Genomic DNA, 16,355 nt, shown 5'->3' on the forward strand with positions numbered 1-16,355 from the left:
TCTTAGTTCACTGCAATTGTTGTGATACCGCCAACACCTGGAACTGTTTCAGTTTTACCCAAAGAGTTTTTACGAACCACTTTCTTTACATCAACTACAATACGAACACCTTCTGTTTTAGGAGCGTTTCTTAATAATCGTCCGATATCCATTGATTGGTTACCACCTGTAACACGCATAGGTTTACCAATTGGTTTAGTACCGAATGCCACTGTAACTTCCCAATCTACTACACGGTAGTTAGCTTCATCTGGAAGAGCTGCTTTAAATTCAGCATCTGGCTCAGGAACAACACGTAATTTAGAAGTCTTACGTGAGATACCTTTTTTCATATCGACACCTGGGAACTTAATTGTTGGTTTTGGTACACCACGAGTTTTGAACGTTTTAGTACCAATTCTGTTACCACCACTGTTTACAGTAAGTACAACGCTTTTCGCCTTTTGAGTAGGGATAATTGTTGCAGTCTTACCTTTACCTTTTACAGAAGCATTTGTTGCAGAGAATCTTGGGCTGTAAGACTCACCTAAAGCAGGTACGTCTACAACTAATTTGTTAGCAACGTTTCTATAAAGGGCATTTACAGTTGCTGAGTTTACAGAAATTGTAGGTCTAACTACTACGTACTCTTCCTCTACTAATAATGTAGTATCACCGAAAGGAGTAGTATATGTAATCTCACCTTTCCAAGTTTGAGTTGAACGACCGTTTTTATCATATTTAGCTGCTTTTGCAGGGAATTTAATTGTACCTACACCTGCTTCTACTTTGATATCAGCACCGTTTTGTTTCATTCTTGGCTTAGCTGCTGAAGATGATGCAGCAATAAACATTGTTGCTTCATAATCCAATCCAGCTGCTACAAATTTCGAAGTTGGTTTAACAACCGCTACTACTTTATCAAAAACTACACGTCCACCAACTCTGTCGTTCAATACTTGTAAAACTTTCGTTTCAGCTTGTAATACTTCAGACGATACCTCTGTTAACACTGCTAATGCTGCAGCTACTGGAGTATCCTCGAATTGAATTTGAGCGTAGTCTTTATTCTTGTTGTCTTTATCCTTAGCATACTGCGGCATTTCTTTCGCAGACTTTGCTAACTTTCCGATTTTTCTCCAAGTTTTCGTAGTATCAAATTTCATAGCTACAGCATCATAATGCTTCGCTAATTCATTTAACTTCTTTTCAAGGTCATAAGCTTTACCTTTTACTTTAGCTCCCTCAACACCGATCATAATCTCAGCAGGGATTTGGGTATCACTTTTTCCTTTTAATTCACCTGTACTTTCATCATAATCACCAGATTTCTTAATGATCTCCTGCTTAAGATCCTCAATAAGATCAGTTACTTTTACAGTCTCTGTTCTTAAAGCAGTCGCTTCTTTAAGTACTTCCTGAGTGATTTTGTTGTTTTTCTTTTTTACAGCTGCTTCAATTGCATGCAACTGTCTATCGTTTTCTTGAATCTTAATTTCATTCGCCTCATTAAGTGCACGTTCAATGAACATGAACTTATCAAGAACCGTGTTACTAACATTCAATGCGAGCATGGCCATAAGTACTAAGTACATTAGACCAATCATCCGTTGTCTTGGTGTTTCCTTACCTCCTGCCATCAGTCTTTTTAGATTATTGTGTTAAAATTAGACATCTTGTGAAAGACTAGACTAGCCTTTCATAGCAGTTAGCATCTTACCATATACATTGTTCAACTGAGTTAAGTTAGTTGTCAATGTAGACATTTGTGTTTTGAATTTAGAAGCCTCTTTAGATGCTTCGTCCATACTTTGAACAGCATTAGCCAAGTTACCGTGGAATTTATTGATTGTTTTAAGATGGTTATTCGCATCTTTCAATTCCATTTCGTAAACAGCGTTTAATGCACCTAAATTCTTAGTGATTGCTTGTACTTGAGCTTGGTGAGCTTTAGAGTCAGCAGCAGTACCTTCCATTGTTTTCATTGCTGTAACAGTAGTCGAGAAAGACTTGTTTAAGTCGCCCATAGACTTTGTAGCTACTTGTAAACTTCTTGAGTACTCATCTGAAGCACCAGCAACGCTAGCTACAGATTTCATTTGACCTACTGATTTATTCAAGTTCTCCATACCAGAACCAAAGTTCTTAAATACTTCTGGAGTTAATTTCGCATCTGCCAATAATTTATCCATTGCACCTAATGCTGCAAGGTCTTTAGAATTATCCTTTTTAGCAGGTTTCTTAGCTGTAGCAGCTTCACCACTTAATAATTCTGGATAAACTAATTCCCAATCGTAATGTTTCTCTGGAGGAGGAGCTGGAGCAAAAGCACCAATGAAGAATAAGAATGCCTCTGTTACCAAACCTGCCGCTAGGATAGGACCACCACCTTGAAGGTGAAGAATTTTGAACATGGCTCCAATAATTACGACCGACGCTCCTAAGTTTGTTAAGATTGGAGCATATACTCTGTAGAACTTCTGTCTACCTGTTTCGTGAAAATGGCTCATTTCTGTCTGCTTAAAAATTTTCTAATTGATGTGTTTCGATAATGTTGATAACCAAAATTGGCCAAAATAACATTTAAAAAATTACTCTAAAATTCAAATCCTGAAGATCTACCCAAGTTGATCATTGCACAACGGAAACCAATATAAGATCTCGCTTGTGTTTCGAACTCGTATGATCTAGTACCTGTTTGGATGTAGAAAGGAATGTCTTTCCAAGAACCACCTCTTACAATCTTCTTAGGCTCGTTAGGATCTGTGTATGTTGGGTTTAAGTCCCAAACAATCGGATAGCCAGCTGGGTTATAGGCGTCATCGCACCACTCTGCAACATTACCCGACATATCATATAAACCAAAACCGTTAGGGAAATAAGCACCTACTGGAGACGTGTATGAATAACCATCGTCATAGTAGTTTCCTCTACCAGGTTTAAAGTTAGCCAAGGCACAACCTTTACCGTTTCTTACATATGGACCACCCCAAGGGTATTTCGCCATATCCAGACCACCTCTCGCAGCGTATTCCCACTCTGCTTCTGTTGGTAATCTAAACGCAGGTAATTCTGCTTGACCTTGCTCAATTCTGTAACTATTAAGGTGTCTTGTTCTCCAAGCACAGAATTCAACTGCTGCTCTTCTTGTTACACCTACTACTGGATATTCATCAAATGCAGGATGTGAGTAATAGTAATCTTGCATTGGTTCACCCATGTGATATGAGAAATCTTTCTCCCATACTGTTGTATCTGGTCTTAATTCTTCTTGGATTTGCTCGTAGGTCCAATCTGCACTAGTATCAGACTCTGCTTCCATACCCTCGATAAATTGACGATACTCGTTGTTTGTGATCTCTGTTTCATCCATAAAGAAGCCACTAATAGTAACTTGTTTATTCATGTTGATCATCGAATACGTAATGTCTTCGTCTGCCTGTCCCATGTGGAAAGTACCACCAGGAACGTTCGTCATACCGATAGGTATAACTTGCGCATCCCACTCAGGACGGTCTAATGAACCCGTAAGTTCTCCCTCATCAGAGACACTCCCGCCTCCGAATAGGCCGCCTCCTCCGCAACTCTGAGTTAAGACAGCCAAAATGCTTAACATTCCCGTAAGCCTTTTTAATGACAAGCTTTTCATATGCTAAAAATTCTCCTACTTGGATTTATTGTTTCTAATTCCTGATTGATAGTTAATAAAATTTAACTCGATCATAGATATTGGTATCAAAACAAAAAAGATTCCAAAAAGGAGAATTCTCTAAAAAAAAATAAAAATATATGGATTTTAATAGCGATTAATCATGTCGATATCTAGGCGTACGTATCGCTGAAGGGGTTTTTGAGCCAAACGAATTAAATCCGAAGGATAATAGTATTTCATGAGATGTAGGCGCTTTTGCTACTTGATCCCTTAAGGTATAATCAAAGGCGTACCCTATATGTAACTTTCTATTTTTAAGAACATATACACCTGCTAACACATTTAAAGACTCTATTTCTCTCACTCCAGCACCTACATAGATCCATTCTTGTAAATTGGCAATAAGGTTAGCATCGAAGGTGAAATTACTCAAATCAGACTTCACCAATACAGAAGGTTGAAGTACAATATTATTGGTTACGTCGAATGACATTCCAAACATTCCATTAAATGCCATCTTTAAAGAAGAAAATGGACTATCCTTTCCTCCGATAAATTCGGATGGAAGCAAATGTTTGGCTGCTACACCTGCGTAAAGCTTTTCATGTTGAAAGTAAATACCCGCTGAAATATCAGGTACAATAGAGTTTAAAGGTAAACCAGAAGTAAAAAATGGATCATTCTCATTCACGAACCTCAAACGACTGGTATTAATAGAACGATCATATACACCTCCTCTTAAACCAAATGATAATGTCCCTTTCTTAACTGGCACATAATAAGATACAGAAAACTGAGCTTCCAGATTACTCATCAACCCCACGTCATCATGTATAACATGAAAACCTACTCCCAATCTTTTTGATGCAATTGGAGCACTTAAAGAGAATAATTGCGTGTTTAAAGTTCCATTATCATCAAATGTTCCTTCGTAACCCAACCATTGAGTTCTATGAATTAACAAAGCTTCTGCATCTGTTGAGGTCATCCCTACAGCAGCTGGATTATGAAACGGCTTTGAAAACATGTATTGAGTGAACTGCGGATCTTGCTGACCCATTACCTGAAGAGATAAAATAGTAAGTCCTAGGATTAAAGTTCTTATTAGTAACTTATTAAGATGCATAAATTAAAAGATTACCAAGGGTTAAGTGATGAGGTTGTTTAGTACAGATGAATTATGTCTGCTTAAATGTGTTAGATAACCGGAGATCAAGTTGATCTGGTTAATACAATTTAATAAAATAAATGAGGTATTCAGAAAAAAATGAAATAAAAAAAGCATCACTTCCAGGAAATGATGCTCTTATATATGGAAAGCTCGATTATAAATCGTTCGCTTCTTTAATGTACAACTCAATGGCACCTGTCATAGATGGTGCATTCGGTAGAGGTGCCTCTACATCTAAATGTAATCCTGCATCTCTTACAGCTGCTGCTGTTGTAGGTCCAAAAGCAGCAATTCTAGTCTCTTTTTGTTCAAAATCTGGGAAGTTTGTGAACAAAGACTTGATACCTGATGGACTGAAAAATGCAATCATATCGTAGTAGATCTCGCTTAGGTCAGATAAATCTGCAGCAACTGTTCTGTAAATAATTGCTTCATTCATCTCAATTCCTGCTTCTGTCATGAAATTAGGAATGTCCTCTTTACGAATATCTGAACAAGGGAATAAATATTTTTCTGATTTATGCTTTTTGAATAAATCAAACATATCTCTTGCTGTTTTGTAACCTGTAAACAACTTACGCTTTCTAACTACAATATATTTTTGAAGATAGTTAGCAGTTTGTTCTGAGATACAGAAGTATTTCATATCTGTAGGAACTTCTACTTTTAGTTCCTTACACAATCTGAAAAAATGATCAATGGCATTTCTCGAAGTGAAAATGACAGCTGTATGATCTAAAATATTGATCTTCTGAGTTCTAAACTCTTTTGCTGTTACACCTTTAACTTCAATAAATGGGCGAAAGTCTATTTTGATACCATACTTTTCACCTAATTTATGATAAGGCGAATTTTGATTGGATGGCTCCGGCTGAGACACCAAAATTGATTTTACGGCTTTCTTCACCACTTTACCTGCTATGTCGTTTGCCATGCTTGTGATTTATATTTAATAAAAGTCCTTAGACTTGTCTGTGAGTTATAAGAAATCAACCTATGAATACCTTTACCGCCAGCAACGATGGTAAGAATTCTGTCGCGCAAAAATACGAAAATAAATAATTAAATCTAAGGTTTACTTGTTTATATACAGCGATATAGACTAAAAAACTTTTTAGAAAGAAGGCAATACCTATAAAATTACGCATAAAATCCCAACTGATGTTAAAGGGATTTAACGTCCATAATACACATAAAAACAAGAAAAACAGAACAAAAACCCAAGTGAGTTTATAAAATTCTATACTGTGTATTGATGAAACATTTTTATTGCCAAAAATATTTCCTAAAACGTAAATTACCATCAATCGGAAGGCGACAAATAAAAAAATGGAGATGATAATGTAGGATATGTTTCCAAAAAAATCAGAATAGGTTTTATTGGTTTCTGAAGAATTGATTTCCGACAACCAAATATCTCCCGAACCAAACAACATCATTGCTAAACTGCCGACAAGAATAAAACAGACTAAAAACATCAAAAGCTGTAATGTGTTTAATTTATTACTATCCGAGCGACCTAGGGTTACTCCATCAAATGCTTTTAAAATACTTTCATATCCCGTTTTCAAACCTCCAATTTGAGAGCATACACTCACTGATACAAAAACTATTATCGCCCACATGAGCAACATATTTCTGTACTTCGAATCAAATCGAGGTATAATCACTCCATCTTCTTGAGCTTTGATTTTATCTGCAGTCAAAGTTCGATAGGAATATTGATAATTAGACAAATAAGCTTCTGGTATAATTCCATTCACCGTATTCACTACCAACAACAACTCGTCTTCATTGACTAAATTATCAATTAATAAATTGTTCGAGAAAAAGATGGTTTGATGTTCAGAGTCGGCTACTTCTTGTAACTGATTATTTATGAATACTCCTGCACCTTTGGGTACAACAAACTCGATACCCAATCCATACAAATCGTCTTTTTTCATTAATAGATAAAAGTTCTTTGTAAAAGGATTTTGTTCTTTTAGGTAGGGAAGAAAACTAGACGTACGGTTATCATACACCTTCCATTCATCCTGTAAGGAGTAAAACTGTTTGTCAGTTTGTGCGAATGTGGATGTTCCACAAAATATATAAAGAACTAGAAAAAGAAACCTTAAATGATTCATTGATTATTTTCTGTCTTTAGAATCTATAATTATTGTCACAGGACCATCGTTTAATAAAGAAACTTGCATATCAGCTCCAAATTCTCCTGTCTCTATTTTCTTACCCAAATTTGATTCCAAAGCCGTAATCATTTCCTCATATAATGGAATTGCCACTTTAGGTGGTGCGGCATTTATATAAGAAGGTCGATTTCCTTTTTTGGTACTTGCATGCAAAGTGAATTGAGAAATCAATAAGATATTTCCTTCTACATCTTGAAGGGAACGATTCATTTTACCTTCTTCATCAGAAAATACTCTCAAGCCGGTAATTTTTTTTGATAACCACTCAATATCAGACGAATTATCGTCATGAGTTACTCCTAACAAAATGAGAAACCCTCCATCAATTTGTCCTTTTACCTCTCCTTCAATCTCAACTTTCGCTTGAGTTACTCTTTGGATAACTGCAATCATATTATTGATAACTTTTTCTAAAATTTCTAGTATTTAACATAACCTATATGGAATATGAAATTTACCACGAATTTAAAGCTAAATCTCCTTTTTTTTTACATCTACAAAATTTTTACTTAAAATAATGGTATAAACTTTGATGTTTTTTGTACGTCGAAATAATAAACTATACATAAAGTGAGTTATTTACGTACATCATCAATCCAATTTGAGAAAACATATTTTACCATGAGAAGGATTTTTATATTACTATTACTCGCTTTTAGCATTGTTGCAGTAGAAAATGATGCTTTCGCCCAAAAGAAAAAGAAAAGTTCAGGCAACGACAAAAAAGCACAAAAGAAGGAAATTAAAGAGTGGAAAAAGAAATTAAAGGAAACTGATCCTTTAAAATTCCGCGACATGACTCAAGAACTAAACACTCTTAGAGGACAAGCTTCTGGTTTAAAAGCCGAAATTTCTAAATTGGAGCAAGAAAAAGAATCTTTTGATCAACAGTTAAGAGAAAAAGACAACGAAATTGCTGACCTAAGAGCTCAACTTGAAAAAATGAAGAGCAAAATGGACAACAATGTTTCTTCTTCTGGTGATGACTACACAAAAGGAGTGGTATACAAAGTACAAATTGGAGCATTCAAAAACAGAGACCTTTCTAAATTCCAAGACAAAGGTAATTTCTGGATGGAAGATGAAGACGGTTTGAAAAAATATACAATTGCTTACTTCCGTGACTACGGTGAAGCAGATCAGTTCAAAAAATACATGAGAGCTATGGGTGTTAAAGATGCATGGATTGTTGCATACGAAGACAACACTCGTAAAGATATCAAAGATGTAAAACGTAAAAGTGGTAAATAAGCTTTAAGTTTTAAAATTATTTGGAAGCCTTTAGATGAATTTCTAAAGGCTTTTTTTGTATCTTCAATATTCAACCAACCGCTTAAATTATGGCTAAAAAAATAAATCTAAATATTGAAATTATCTCATATGATCAATTAAATGACCTATCAAAGGAAGATCAAGAATTATTAGTTGCTGCTGAAAAAGCTACTTTTAATGCCTACGCTCCCTATTCTAATTTTAATGTAGGAGCCGCCCTGAGATTAGAAACTGGAGAAGTAATCATTGGCAATAATCAAGAAAATGCTGCTTATCCATCTGGGATGTGTGCAGAAAGAACAGCGATGTACTACGCAGGCGCTACTCATCCGAATGCTGTGATCAAAACCATTGCTATTGCCGCTAGAAAAGGTGAGGAGAAAGAATTCATACCTATTTCACCTTGTGGATCATGCAGACAAGCCATGCTTGAATATGAAGTAAAACAAAACGAAAATATTCGAGTAATCATGAAAGGGAATGATCAAATATTTGAGCTGCATTCTGTATCTGATCTTTTACCATTCAAATTCACTCAAAAGGACTTGTTTGAATAATAATAGCGTTATTGTCTTGAGGCGTATAGTCTTGCCATTATCTCATCACCATACATCGTATTACTGGCCATTTTTTGATATTTTTTCATGAGTTCTTGGTTGCCCTCTAACTCATAAATAGATTTTAGGTAGGAAAATATATAGGGTTGTAAATAAGTCTTTCTTGTAGAAATTTGATCTATTTTATCCTCAGTTTCCAATAAAATTTTTTTAGATTGACTAAAATCTTGCATCTCATAATACTTCATTCCCAAAAGCATTTTGCTTGATAATGAAAAGAAATTATTCTTTGAATCAGACAACTTCAATATTTCTAAATTAATGATAGAATCAGATAACATATTGTAATTAGACAATACCAGTAAAGATTCGAAAATAAGCCATTCGTTATCATCATATTTACTGATCATATCTTTAGCTAGAGTTACCGATTTTTGGCTATTCGTATGAGAATAAATCCACATAAGATACTTTTGTGCTTCAGCTGAGGCAAAAACACTTGATTTCATACTATAGACTAATTGTTTTACACCTAAGTCTTTATTTCCTGATGGGAAAAAAGTTAGAAATGGTTTATAGATTGGATGTTTCTCCGGATAAAACTCCCTGTAATAATTATAAATACCTGAAGAGAAATTAAACTCAGGGAGTTCTTCGGTATACCCCATTCCTTTTCTAGTTAAATTATACACTGCCTTTGCTTCATTTACAGCTTTCCAAGTGGCTCCTCTGTAGTTATAGGCTCGAGCTTTTAGACTTTTGGCCAATAACATAAAATAGGTCGCTTCTTTATCGTATTTATTTTTCGATATCCGGCTTTCCGATATAGTTATACATCTATTAATATGAAGAAACATTTTCTCTACGGTCTCATCATTTTGATAATCAAATGGTGAGTTTTCCCAATATATTTCTAATGCTTTTAAAAGTGGAAGTGAGGGGTGTTTAGGCATCATTACCTCATAACGAACCAATAAACTGTCTGCTTTTTTAAAATTCCAATGGTAATAACAGTCCATTATCTCTGAGGCAATGTTCAGAGCATCATCATTTTCCCATAACATTTTGGGAGTTTGAGCGGTACTTTTTGATAATAAGAATAAAAAAAGTAGACTTATGTATAAAGTTCGTAACATATGTAGGGGGTGATCGTCAATATACTAGGTTTTTATCGTAATTTAGCAGATGTAACAAGGTTTGTGTCAACATCATTACTTTAATATAAGAAATCTTGTCTCATCTTTTTCTAGATGTAAATCAAAAACATGACAAAAGGCAAAAAAAAGAATAAAAAAGAAAATTCTAGAGGAAAGCGAAAACCTCAAAAGCGAAGTAGCTTGAATAAATACACCATTGAGAACATTATCAATTTATTGAACTCTTCCCCTGAAAGTAGTTTCAGCTTAAGACAAATCAATAAAGAGGTTAGAATCAAAAGCCAAACAGATAAGGATAAGCTAAAATATATTCTTGCTCAAATGGCTGAAGAAGGAAAACTTCAAATTAAAGGTAAGAAATATCAGTCCATTACTTTAGAAAATGAAATTTCTGAGTCGAGAACTGCTACCGTTGATTTCGTCAATCCTAAGTTTGCCTTTTTAATTGTAGATACTAACGAAGATGAGGAGCCTCAAGAAGATATTCGTGTGATCATTACAAATATGAATCGTGCTCTTCATGGGGACAAAGTAGAGTTTACCACCTTCTATAATCGTAATAGAAATAGGACTGAAGCTAAAATCACTAAGATTTTAAAGAGAGAAAAAGACGAATATGTTGGACAACTTCAAGTGTCTGACCGTTTCGCTTTTGTTGCTGCTTCAGATAGAAAAATGTTCTTCGATTTCTTCATTCCTAGAGATCAGATAGGAGAGGCGAATCATGGGGACAAGGTGATCGTAAAGATGACTCAATGGAAACCTAATGATAAGTCGCCAACAGGTAAAATCATTAAAATTTTAGGTAAAGCAGGAGAGAACAATACTGAAATTCATTCTATTATGTTTGAATTCGGATTGCCTTTTGAATTCCCTAAAGAAGTCGAGGCGGAAGCCAATATGATTCCTGATGAAATTCCTGAAGAAGAAATCAAGAATCGTAAAGACTTTAGAAATAGAACCACATTTACCATCGATCCACTAACGGCCAAAGATTTTGATGATGCTTTGTCTATCAGAAAAATGAAAAATGGTCATTATGAAATCGGGGTACATATTGCAGATGTAACACATTATGTCCGTCCTGGATCTCAATTAGAAGAAGAAGCTTTAAAAAGAGCAACTTCAGTCTATTTAGTGGATAGAACGGTTCCTATGCTTCCTGAAAAGTTAAGTAATGGCTTGTGTTCATTGAATCCTAATGTGGACCGTTTGGCCTTCGGTGCTATATTCGAAATGGATGAGGATGGTAAAATACACAAACAACAGTTTGGACGTACAGTTATCCACTCTGATCGTCGTTTCACTTACGAAGAAGCACAAGAAAGAATTGAATCGGGCAAGGGTGATTATCAAGAAGAAATTAATATTCTGAATGATATCGCATTGAAATTAAGAAATCAACGTTTCAAAAATGGTGCAATCTCTTTTGAATCAGTTGAACTTAAATTTGACCTTGATGAAGAAGGAAAACCAATCGGTTTAACTCCTAAGATCAGAAAAGATGCACATAAAATGATCGAGGAGTTTATGCTTTTAGCCAACAAACGTGTGGCAGAAAGCATTTTCAGAAAGAAACAAGATGGTAAACCTTGTACTATGGTGTATCGTGTACATGGTGATCCAGATCCAGATAAATTGGCTCAGTTTGCCACTTTTGCTAAACGTTTTGGTTACGACTTAAATCTTAGCATGAAAAAACTGCCTCAAACATTGAACAAGTTAACGGATGAGGTAGAAGGTAAACCTGAACAAAATATTATAGAGCAACAAGCTATCCGTACTATGGCCAAAGCAGTGTATACCACTACTGCAGAAGGTCACTATGGTCTTGGTTTTGCTCATTATACTCACTTCACATCACCTATTCGTCGTTACCCTGATATGATGGTGCACCGCTTATTGCAACACTATTTAGATAAAGGTAAATCAGCTGATGAAAATGAGTATGAAGACAAGTGTAAGCACTCATCAGCCAGAGAAAAAGTAGCTGCTGATGCTGAAAGAGCCTCGATTAAATATAAACAAGTAGAGTTTATGTCAGAGTTCTTGGGCGAAGAAATGGAAGGCACAATTTCTGGCTTGACTGATTGGGGTATGTTTGTCGAATTGAATGACACAAGATGTGAAGGTCTGATTAGATACAGTTCTATGACTGGAGATCAGTATATCTTTGATAGTGATGCTATGATTGTTCAGGGCGTCCGCTACAAAGAGAAATTCCAATTGGGTGATCCTATCAAAGTGATTGTGAAAGAGACCAATATCGAGAAGAGGTCAATTGATTTTGAATTAGTTTAAAACTTATCAAAAAATAAATATTATGTCGTTAACAACCAACGTCATCTTATCACACGAACAAATCGTTCAAAAAATTCGTCGAATTGCCTTCGAAGTATATGAAGATAATTTCGGTGCTAAAGAAATAGTATTTGCCGGCATCAAAGGATCTGGATTTGAATTTACTGAGTTATTAAAAAATCAGTTTGATAAAATTGCTTCTATTCCTTCTGATATTGCCATGATCACGGTAGATAAAACTGCTCCACTTCAAACTTTTATTGAAGTAGATAAAGATCTAAAGGCAATGGAAGGTAAAGTGATTGTATTGGTCGATGATGTTCTAAATACTGGACGTACTTTGGCTTATAGTATCAAACCTTTCTTAGGTATTCGAATTGAAAAATTACAAGTAGCTGTTTTAGTGGATAGGGGATATCATAAGTTCCCAATTGTTCCTAACTTCTTAGGGTATGAGTTATCAACTACAGTGAAGCAAAATGTGGAGGCTGATTTTTCTGACCCTCACAAGTTTGTAGTTACATTAAACTAGACTACTTTATATCAAAAAGCCGAGTGACTCTTAGGAATCACTCGGCTTTTTGATATTTGATTGTTTATTTCCCCATCAAGAAAACTAAAGGAATATCTAAACGGCTATCCCAAGCTCTTTCAGAGTGATTTTGACCAGGGAATTTTTTCGTTATCCAATTCGAATTATCAAACTTGTGTTTTTTCATCACCTCATTAATTCTTAACTGATAAGGCTCGTACATTGCATCCAATGTTTCTGTCCCATAATCAAAGTAGATTTTATGAGTTTTAGGATCTGGTAAATTCTTATCAGCATAATTGATGATACCATCAGTCACCAATTTCAATTCTTCTTCAGTAAATTTATCTGGGAAAATCATTGGCCAGTGTGTCGACAAACATCCCGCACCACCGAATACATCAGGGTATTCGCAAATAGCATAAAGAGAAATTAACCCTCCCATACTTGATCCCATTACAAAAGTATGATCACGATCTGAAAGTGTTGGATATTTATTATCGATATAAGGCTTTAACTCTTCAGTTAGAAATTTTAAATAATTATCTGATATTGCTTTACCTGCCATTCTTACATTCACGACCTTATCATGTAATGCTTTATCTAAAGTTTCAATTGACTTCTGAGGTAAATATTCTGATGAGCGATATTTCCCATTGTTAGGAACTGCTACTACAATTACATCTTCAATTTTATTCTCTTCAAGTAGTTTTGTGATGTGCTCATCTACTTGCCATTCTTGCTTATTCCAAGTGATCGTTGAATCAAATAGCATTAAACCATCATGCATATACAATACAGAGTATTTCTTATCTGAAGAATAGCCTTCAGGAAGATATACGTCCACTAATCGGTCGTCAATATATTTAGATTTAAAGGACTCTATTCGTTCAATTTCACCTCCAACAACCTTTGGTATTTGAAGCTGTGAGGCTTCGCCAATACTTAATTTATTTTCCTTTTTGTTTTCACTTTTAGTCTCGGTTTTATTCTCTGTTGAGGAACATGAGAAAAGGACAATCGGGGCTAATAGAATTAAAAATAGTTTTTTCATCTTTTTTCTTTTCAGTATTCGTCTTATTTAGTTTGGTTGAAAATAATACATTCCAATAAATGAAATTAATATTTAGAAACCTGATTATTTAGCAACTGAAATTTAAGGGAAAATATAGAGAATAGGAAAGGGGATGGGGGAATTTTTTGAGGTTGGAGGGAAGAGTGAAGAGTGAAGAGTGAAGAGTGAAGAGTGAAGAGTGAAGAGTGAAGTTCTCAACTGCATTAATAGCAGCCAAGATTTCGTGGCTGTTTTTCGTAGAAACAATATTTATTTCTCTGTCTTCCCAGAGGTGGCCTTGGCCCCTCGTTACACGAACTATTGGCCTATACTATTTGGGCATCTGTAATTTCTGAGATATTGGATTTACCATCTACATCTCCGTCTCCAGCGAGGTGGTCTTGGCCCCTCGGGAACTATCAGTTTTCGCAGAAATATGTGCATTGGATTGCAATCCCTTGCTTATTCGATATATGATCATCCATAACCGTTTGTTCAGATTTTGAGTGTAAATCACAACAACACCCCGCAGGAATATCCTGATATTTCAAGCGGGTGGCGGTGGGATTTACGCCAAAATATGGACAAACAAAAAAAGGTTAGCTAACATCTCGTGTTAACTAACCTTCTATATTTAATGAATGTGGCGCCGACTTACTCTCCCGGGGGTTAACCCAGTACCATCAGCACTGTAGGGCTTAACTGCTCTGTTCGGAATGGGAAGAGGTGAACACCTACGTCATTGGCACCATCAATGTCTTGATATCATTGACTGTGAACAGTAAAAACTTTGTCAGTGCCCCCATCAGGGGACACCAACCGAAGAAAAGCTTTCGGGCGATTAGTACTTCTCAGCTTAATCCATCTCTGAACTTACACTTGAAGCCTATCAACGTCATCATCTATAACAACCCTCATAAGGAAATCTCATCTCGAGGTGGGTTTCGCGCTTAGATGCTTTCAGCGCTTATCCGCTCCACACATAGGTACCCGGCGATGCTCCTGGCGGAACAACCGGTACGCCAGAGGTGTGTCCAACTCGGTCCTCTCGTACTAAAGTCAGAGCCTCTCAAATTTCCAACGCCCGCAACAGATAGAGACCGAACTGTCTCACGACGTTCTGAACCCAGCTCGCGTGCCACTTTAATGGGCGAACAGCCCAACCCTTGGGACCTTCTCCAGCCCCAGGACGTGACGAGCCGACATCGAGGTGCCAAACCTCCCCGTCGATATGAGCTCTTGGGGGAGATCAGCCTGTTATCCCCAGAGTACCTTTTATCCTTTGAGCGATGGCCCTTCCATGCGGTACCACCGGATCACTATGTCCCACTTTCGTGCCTGGTCGAGATGTCTCTCTCGCAGTCAGGCTCCCTTATGCCATTGCGCTCTTCCGACGATTGCCGACCGTCGTGAGGGAACCTTGGAAAGCCTCCGTTACTCTTTTGGAGGCGACCACCCCAGTCAAACTACCCACCAAACAATGTCCGGGTTCAAAACCCGTTAGACCGTCGAACAGGAGAGGGCGGTATTTCAACAATGACTCCAAAACGCCTGGCGACGCTCCTTCACAGTCTCCCGCCTATCCTACACACTCCTGGCCAACGGCCAACGTTAAGTTGCAGTAAAGGTTCATGGGGTCTTTTCGTCCCGTTGCGGGTAAGCGGCATCTTCACCGCTACTTCAATTTCACCGAGCTCATGGCCGAGACAGCGTCCAGATCGTTGCACCATTCGTGCAGGTCGGAACTTACCCGACAAGGAATTTCGCTACCTTAGGACCGTTATAGTTACGGCCGCCGTTTACTGGGGCTTCAATTCAGAGCTTCGAATTACTTCTAACTCCCCCTCTTAACCTTCCAGCACCGGGCAGGTGTCAGGCTATATACTGAATCTTTCGAGTTCGCATAGCCATGTGTTTTTGTTAAACAGTCGCCTGGACTTCTTCGCTGCGGCCTCTTACAAAGTAAGTAGGCGCCCCTTCTCCCGAAGTTACGGGGCTAATTTGCCTAGTTCCTTAGCCATGAATCACTCGAGCGCCTCGGGTTACTCACCCTGACCACCTGTGTCGGTTTGGGGTACGGGATCCTATAACATAATCTTAGAAGGTTTTCTTGGAAGCGTTTCGTATCGTTATCAGATTGGCCGTGGCCGCTCTGTACTGTCTTGTCTCCCCAAGTCGTGCGCATTTAACTACACAACCTATAGGTACGCAATTCAACGTACTAATCCGTCAGTACGCAGATACTTCATCACTCCGTCACTCCGTCGATGATATAGGATGCTCAGGAATTTTGACCTGATATCCATCGAGTATGCCATTCGGCAATCCCCTTAGGTCCCGGCTAACCCTGGGACGATTAGCGTCGCCCAGGAAACCTTGGTCTATCGGCGGGCAGGTTTCTCACCTGCCTTATCGTTACTTATGCCTACATTTGCTTTTCTAACCGGTCCACTGCACATCACCATGCAGCTTCAACCCCGTCAGAATG

13 protein-coding genes and 2 rRNA genes (1 of these 15 cut by a window edge) are annotated in these 16,355 nt (G+C 37.1%); 4 read left to right on the plus strand and 11 right to left on the minus strand.

The genetic code is table 11. The features are described 5' to 3' along the window. Positions 1 to 2: 2 nt before the first annotated feature. The 7 genes from porM to dtd all read right to left on the minus strand — a co-directional run bounded on the left by porM (position 3) and on the right by dtd (position 7,387). Positions 3 to 1,619 (minus strand): type IX secretion system motor protein PorM/GldM, encoded by a 1,617-nt coding sequence (gene porM, locus KMW28_RS20320; RefSeq protein WP_169666397.1) that lies wholly within the window; start codon positions 1,617 to 1,619, stop codon positions 3 to 5. Between the two features lie 51 nt (positions 1,620 to 1,670). Then, entirely contained in the window at positions 1,671 to 2,489 is an 819-nt protein-coding gene (porL, locus tag KMW28_RS20325) for a type IX secretion system motor protein PorL/GldL (protein ID WP_066211378.1), read from the minus strand. A gap of 86 nt (positions 2,490 to 2,575) precedes the next feature. Next, positions 2,576 to 3,628, minus strand: coding sequence for a T9SS ring complex lipoprotein PorK/GldK (porK, locus tag KMW28_RS20330; protein ID WP_066211376.1), 1,053 nt, complete (start codon positions 3,626 to 3,628; stop codon positions 2,576 to 2,578). A gap of 157 nt (positions 3,629 to 3,785) precedes the next feature. Next, positions 3,786 to 4,757 (minus strand): PorP/SprF family type IX secretion system membrane protein, encoded by a 972-nt coding sequence (locus KMW28_RS20335; protein ID WP_169666399.1) that lies wholly within the window; start codon positions 4,755 to 4,757, stop codon positions 3,786 to 3,788. A 199-nt stretch (positions 4,758 to 4,956) separates the two neighbouring features. Beyond that, positions 4,957 to 5,736 (minus strand): uroporphyrinogen-III synthase, encoded by a 780-nt coding sequence (locus KMW28_RS20340; protein ID WP_066211372.1) that lies wholly within the window; start codon positions 5,734 to 5,736, stop codon positions 4,957 to 4,959. A gap of 55 nt (positions 5,737 to 5,791) precedes the next feature. Next, on the minus strand, positions 5,792 to 6,748 hold the full coding sequence (locus KMW28_RS20345) for a DUF4271 domain-containing protein (RefSeq protein WP_169666400.1): 957 nt from the start codon (positions 6,746 to 6,748) through the stop codon (positions 5,792 to 5,794). A 186-nt stretch (positions 6,749 to 6,934) separates the two neighbouring features. Next, positions 6,935 to 7,387, minus strand: coding sequence for a D-aminoacyl-tRNA deacylase (gene dtd, locus KMW28_RS20350; RefSeq protein WP_169666402.1), 453 nt, complete (start codon positions 7,385 to 7,387; stop codon positions 6,935 to 6,937). 228 nt (positions 7,388 to 7,615) lie between these two features. Between dtd and KMW28_RS20355 the strand changes: the two genes are divergently transcribed. Then, positions 7,616 to 8,245 (plus strand): hypothetical protein, encoded by a 630-nt coding sequence (locus tag KMW28_RS20355; protein WP_084005929.1) that lies wholly within the window; start codon positions 7,616 to 7,618, stop codon positions 8,243 to 8,245. A gap of 89 nt (positions 8,246 to 8,334) precedes the next feature. Continuing rightward, complete coding sequence (gene cdd, locus KMW28_RS20360; protein ID WP_169666403.1) at positions 8,335 to 8,823, plus strand: cytidine deaminase; 489 nt, start codon at positions 8,335 to 8,337, stop codon at positions 8,821 to 8,823. 8 nt (positions 8,824 to 8,831) lie between these two features. On the opposite strand, the gene KMW28_RS20365 is transcribed toward cdd, so the two are convergent. Next, positions 8,832 to 9,959, minus strand: coding sequence for a hypothetical protein (locus KMW28_RS20365; protein ID WP_169666404.1), 1,128 nt, complete (start codon positions 9,957 to 9,959; stop codon positions 8,832 to 8,834). Between the two features lie 129 nt (positions 9,960 to 10,088). Between KMW28_RS20365 and rnr the strand changes: the two genes are divergently transcribed. Together rnr and KMW28_RS20375 are read left to right on the plus strand one after the other, a co-directional pair. Then, positions 10,089 to 12,281, plus strand: a complete 2,193-nt coding sequence (gene rnr, locus KMW28_RS20370; protein WP_169666405.1) for a ribonuclease R — start codon at positions 10,089 to 10,091, stop codon at positions 12,279 to 12,281. A gap of 22 nt (positions 12,282 to 12,303) precedes the next feature. Further along, positions 12,304 to 12,813, plus strand: a complete 510-nt coding sequence (locus tag KMW28_RS20375) for a phosphoribosyltransferase family protein (protein WP_169666406.1) — start codon at positions 12,304 to 12,306, stop codon at positions 12,811 to 12,813. 64 nt (positions 12,814 to 12,877) lie between these two features. Here KMW28_RS20375 and KMW28_RS20380 read toward each other — a convergent pair whose 3' ends face one another. The 3 genes from KMW28_RS20380 to KMW28_RS20390 form a co-directional block, all read right to left on the minus strand. Then, positions 12,878 to 13,867 carry an alpha/beta hydrolase gene (locus KMW28_RS20380; RefSeq protein ID WP_169666407.1) on the minus strand — a complete coding sequence of 330 codons (990 nt, stop codon included), beginning with the start codon at positions 13,865 to 13,867 and terminating at the stop codon, positions 12,878 to 12,880. Positions 13,868 to 14,508: 641 nt separating this feature from the next. After that, positions 14,509 to 14,620 (minus strand): 5S ribosomal RNA (rrf, locus tag KMW28_RS20385). A 68-nt stretch (positions 14,621 to 14,688) separates the two neighbouring features. Further along, positions 14,689 to 16,355, minus strand: a 23S ribosomal RNA gene (locus tag KMW28_RS20390); it runs 1,212 nt beyond the window's last position.

Source organism: Flammeovirga yaeyamensis, assembly GCF_018736045.1.
Lineage (GTDB): Bacteria > Bacteroidota > Bacteroidia > Cytophagales > Flammeovirgaceae > Flammeovirga > Flammeovirga yaeyamensis.

What these genes read in the sequence shown, in the direction of transcription:
- porM (WP_169666397.1), bottom strand. Translation starts at nt 1,619, where the DNA reads ATGGCAGGAGGTAAGGAAACACCAAGACAACGGATGATTGGTCTAATG.
- porL (WP_066211378.1), bottom strand. Translation starts at nt 2,489, where the DNA reads ATGAGCCATTTTCACGAAACAGGTAGACAGAAGTTCTACAGAGTATAT.
- porK (WP_066211376.1), bottom strand. Translation starts at nt 3,628, where the DNA reads ATGAAAAGCTTGTCATTAAAAAGGCTTACGGGAATGTTAAGCATTTTG.
- KMW28_RS20335 (WP_169666399.1), bottom strand. Translation starts at nt 4,757, where the DNA reads ATGCATCTTAATAAGTTACTAATAAGAACTTTAATCCTAGGACTTACT.
- KMW28_RS20340 (WP_066211372.1), bottom strand. Translation starts at nt 5,736, where the DNA reads ATGGCAAACGACATAGCAGGTAAAGTGGTGAAGAAAGCCGTAAAATCA.
- KMW28_RS20345 (WP_169666400.1), bottom strand. Translation starts at nt 6,748, where the DNA reads ATGAAAAAAGACGATTTGTATGGATTGGGTATCGAGTTTGTTGTACCC.
- dtd (WP_169666402.1), bottom strand. Translation starts at nt 7,387, where the DNA reads ATGATTGCAGTTATCCAAAGAGTAACTCAAGCGAAAGTTGAGATTGAA.
- KMW28_RS20355 (WP_084005929.1), top strand. Translation starts at nt 7,616, where the DNA reads ATGAGAAGGATTTTTATATTACTATTACTCGCTTTTAGCATTGTTGCA.
- cdd (WP_169666403.1), top strand. Translation starts at nt 8,335, where the DNA reads ATGGCTAAAAAAATAAATCTAAATATTGAAATTATCTCATATGATCAA.
- KMW28_RS20365 (WP_169666404.1), bottom strand. Translation starts at nt 9,959, where the DNA reads ATGTTACGAACTTTATACATAAGTCTACTTTTTTTATTCTTATTATCA.
- rnr (WP_169666405.1), top strand. Translation starts at nt 10,089, where the DNA reads ATGACAAAAGGCAAAAAAAAGAATAAAAAAGAAAATTCTAGAGGAAAG.
- KMW28_RS20375 (WP_169666406.1), top strand. Translation starts at nt 12,304, where the DNA reads ATGTCGTTAACAACCAACGTCATCTTATCACACGAACAAATCGTTCAA.
- KMW28_RS20380 (WP_169666407.1), bottom strand. Translation starts at nt 13,867, where the DNA reads ATGAAAAAACTATTTTTAATTCTATTAGCCCCGATTGTCCTTTTCTCA.